This is a genomic window from Acidiphilium sp. 34-64-41, from assembly GCF_002282635.1.
GTDB classification, from domain to species: Bacteria; Pseudomonadota; Alphaproteobacteria; order Acetobacterales; family Acetobacteraceae; genus Acidiphilium; species Acidiphilium rubrum.
Map to the genome: position 1 here is coordinate 1 of NZ_NCJX01000164.1, position 3,478 is coordinate 3,478.

At 65.5% G+C, this 3,478-nt stretch carries 2 protein-coding genes and 1 pseudogene; all 3 read right to left on the reverse strand.

The genetic code is table 11. The annotated features are described in order from the left end of the window. Positions 1-158: 158 nt before the first annotated feature. The gene (ftsY, locus tag B7X49_RS18555) at positions 159-1,040 is read right to left on the reverse strand and encodes a signal recognition particle-docking protein FtsY (protein ID WP_286840617.1); all 882 of its coding nucleotides are present in this window, start codon (positions 1,038-1,040) and stop codon (positions 159-161) included. Next, on the reverse strand, positions 1,040-2,275 hold the full coding sequence (mtaB, locus tag B7X49_RS18560; protein ID WP_286705392.1) for a tRNA (N(6)-L-threonylcarbamoyladenosine(37)-C(2))-methylthiotransferase MtaB: 1,236 nt from the start codon (positions 2,273-2,275) through the stop codon (positions 1,040-1,042). Before mtaB ends, ftsY begins: the two co-directional genes overlap by 1 nt. Beyond that, a pseudogene (gene dapF, locus B7X49_RS18565) lies at positions 2,272-3,044 on the reverse strand (diaminopimelate epimerase). The gene mtaB and the pseudogene dapF overlap by 4 nt, the downstream one beginning before the upstream one ends. Positions 3,045-3,478 lie beyond the last annotated feature (434 nt).

The window sequence follows — 3,478 nt, forward strand, 5'->3', positions numbered from 1 at the left end:
CGTCATCGCAAACCTCCTCCAGGGAAGTTCAGCGAATCATACCCGCCCGAGCCGCGACAAATCACTTTCGAGTCAACGGAACCTCAGGTTGGTATAAGCCTTCAGTGGGTCCAGGGCATCGCCCTGGCCTTCCCTGCATTACCATCGTCCCCCGGGAATTAGACCGGATCGGCGCCGGTGAGGGCGCGGGCGAATTCGGTGGCATCGAAGGGGCGTAGGTCGGCGGCTTGTTCGCCCACGCCGACGGCGTGGATCGGCAGGCCGGTGGATTCCGCGAGGGCGACGACGACGCCGGCGCGGGCTGAGCCGTCGAGTTTGGTGACGATAAGGCCGGTGAGGTCGACCATGTCTTTGAAGGTTTTGACCTGGGTGAGTGCGTTTTGGCCAGTGGTGGCGTCGAGGGTGAGGAGGATCGCGTGGGGGGCGGTCGGGTCGCGTTTTTTGATGACGCGGATGATTTTTCGCAGTTCTTCCATGAGTGCCGCTTTGTTGTGCAGGCGGCCGGCGGTGGCGTCGAAGGCGAGGCCGGCGGGGTCGGCGTCCTGTGCGCCGATGACGACCGGGGCGTGCGCGCGGTTGCCCCAGATTTGGAGCTGTTCGACGGCGGCGGCGCGGAAGGTATCGCCTGCGACCAGCATCGGTTTCTGCCCGGCATCCGCATAGATTTGGGCGAGTTTGCCGATGGTGGTGGTTTTGCCGGTGCCGTTGACGCCGACCATCAGGATGACGAAGGGTTGTTTGGTCTCGTCGATGGTGAGCGGTTGGGCGACGGGGGCGAGGATTTTCGCGATTTCATCGGCCAGGGCGGCGCGGATTTCGGGCGGTGAGACATCCTGACCGAAGCGGGCACGGCGGAAGGCGCGGATGACTTTGGCGGCGACGGTGGGGCCGAGGTCGGCCGCGATCAGCAGTTCTTCGAGTTCTTCGAGCGCGAAATCGTCGAGTTTGCGTTTGGTGAAGGTATCCGTGATGCCGGTGGTCAGTTTGGTGGTGCTGCGGGTGAGGCCGGCCTTGAGGCGGGAGAAGAAGCCGAGCGCCATTATGCGGTTTCCAGGGTGATCGAGGTGGCATCGGCGCCGGTGACGCGGCCGGTGACGAGGCTGCCGGGGATGGCGCTGGTGGCGAAGCGGACCGGCGCGAAGGTTTCCGAGTGCCCGTTCGCGGGTGATTCGGCGAGGGCGGTGATGGTGCTGCCGATCATGGATTTGAAGCGGGCGGCGGCGCGGCGTTCGCCGGCCTGGCGCAGCCGGGCGGCGCGGGCGCGGCGTTCGGCCATCGGCAGGGCGGGGATACGGGCGGCCGGCGTGCCGTTGCGGGCGCTGTAGGGAAAGACGTGCAGATAGTCGAGCCCGGCTTCGTCGATCAGGCGAAGGCTGTCGTTGAACATGGTTTCGTCCTCGGTCGGGAAGCCGGCGATCAGGTCGGCGCCGAAGGCGATGCCGGGGCGCAGCGCGCGGGCGCGGGATGTGGCTTCGATCACGTGGTGGCGCAGGTGGCGGCGTTTCATGCGTTTGAGAATCATATCCGACCCGGCCTGCACCGAAAGGTGAAGGTGCGGCATCAGGCGGGGTTCGTGTTCGATCACGTGCCAGAGATCATCGTCGATTTCAGCGGGGTCGATCGAGGACAGGCGCAGGCGCGGCAGTTCTGGGATGGCGGCGAGCAGGCGGCGGACGAGGTGGCCGAGTTTGGGTGTGCCGGGCAGGTCGGCGCCGTAGGAGGTGAGATCGACGCCGGTGAGGACGATTTCCTGATAGCCGTTGGCAACCAGGGTGCGGATTTGATCGGCGATTGCGCCCATCGGGATCGAACGGGACGGGCCGCGGCCATAGGGGATGATGCAGAAGGTGCAGCGATGATCGCAGCCTTGCTGAACCTCGATGAAGGCGCGAGACCGGGTGCCGAACCCATCGATCAGATGGGCCGCGGTCTGGCGGACCTGCATGATATCGGCGACCAGGACCGGTTCGGTCGCGGTCCAGGCCGCTTGGGTGAGTTTTTCGACATTGCCGATGACGCGGGTGACACCTGCGATGGTGCGCCAGGAGTCCGGGTCGATCTGCGCGGCGCAGCCGGTGACGATGATATCGGCGCCGGGATTGGCGCGATGGGCGCGGCGGACGGCCTGGCGGGCTTGGCGTTCGGCTTCCGCGGTGACGGCGCAGGTGTTGACGATGATGGTATCGGTGAGGTTCGCGGCCTCGGCGTGGCCGCGCATGACTTCGGATTCGAAGGCGTTGAGCCGGCAGCCGAAGGTGAGGATGTCGATGCTCATGCGGGCAGCAGTTCGGGGGCGATGGTGCCCTCGTAGACCAGGGCGACCGGGCCTTCCATCAGGACGTGGTTGTCGTCGCGCCAGGTGATGGTGAGGATGCCGCCGTCCATTTCAATCTCGGCGCGCCGGTCGGTGAGGCCGCGGCGGTGCGCGTTGACCAGCGCGGCGCAGGCGCCGGAGCCGCAGGCCAGCGTGAGGCCGGCGCCGCGTTCCCAGACACGCAGGCGGATGCGGCCGCGTCCCTCGATCCGGGCGAAGCCGATATTGGCGCGTTCGGGGAAGATGCGGGCGTGTTCGAGGCGGGGGCCGATGCTGTCGAGCGCGAGATGCTTGAAGTCTTCGATGAAAAACGTCGCGTGGGGGTTGCCCATCGAGCAGGCAGGGGGATGTCCTGCCAGTTGAACAGGGGTTCGCCCATGTCGATTTCGACGAGGTTGGGACCTTTGATGACGGCGGCGAGGATGCCGGCGCTGGTCTGGATGGTGAGGGCGCGCGCACCGGTTTCGGCGGCGAGCAGGGCGGCGACGCAGCGGGTGGCATTGCCGCAGGCGCCGGATTCCGAGCCGTCCGCGTTGAGGATACGCATGAAGGCGTCGGCCGTCGGTGCGTTTTCGATCAGGATGATCTGATCGCAGCCGATGCCGCGCCTTCGGTCGGCGATGGTGGTGGCCTGGGCGGTCGTGAGCGGAATGGCGTGCGTGCGGGCGTCCAGCACGACGAAGTCGTTGCCGGCGCCGTGCATTTTCACGAAGGAGAGGCTGGCGTCCATGGTGCCCCGGTATATGGCGTTGGGGCGGTGGTTGGAAGGGTGGATGATGCGAAGTATCGACAGTCCAGCCATCCGGCCGCGGTTGCGGCTCGGTTGGCTCGCGCGCCAAGCGCTGGGTATTCAGGGATCGGAGTCCAAAGCGGCAGTGAGTGCTCGCCCATCCACGGGTTAAGCTTACGTGCAAGCAGCCCGTTCGAGGGTTTGAAGACGGCCGCAGAATTGCTGCTTTATCTTAATTGTATCGATATCGTAACAATATAGGCGTGCGAAATCATGGACCCTTCCGCCAGAGTTTTTTGACGTTGAAGGACGGCACGAAGGGCTGGTGCCAAGGCGGCACGGGCGGTGGGGGTGGGCCGAGGATATCGCGGAGTTGTTCTGGCGTGAAGTCGATGCTGCCGTCGGGGTTGATTTTGTATTGGTCCATGAAGCTG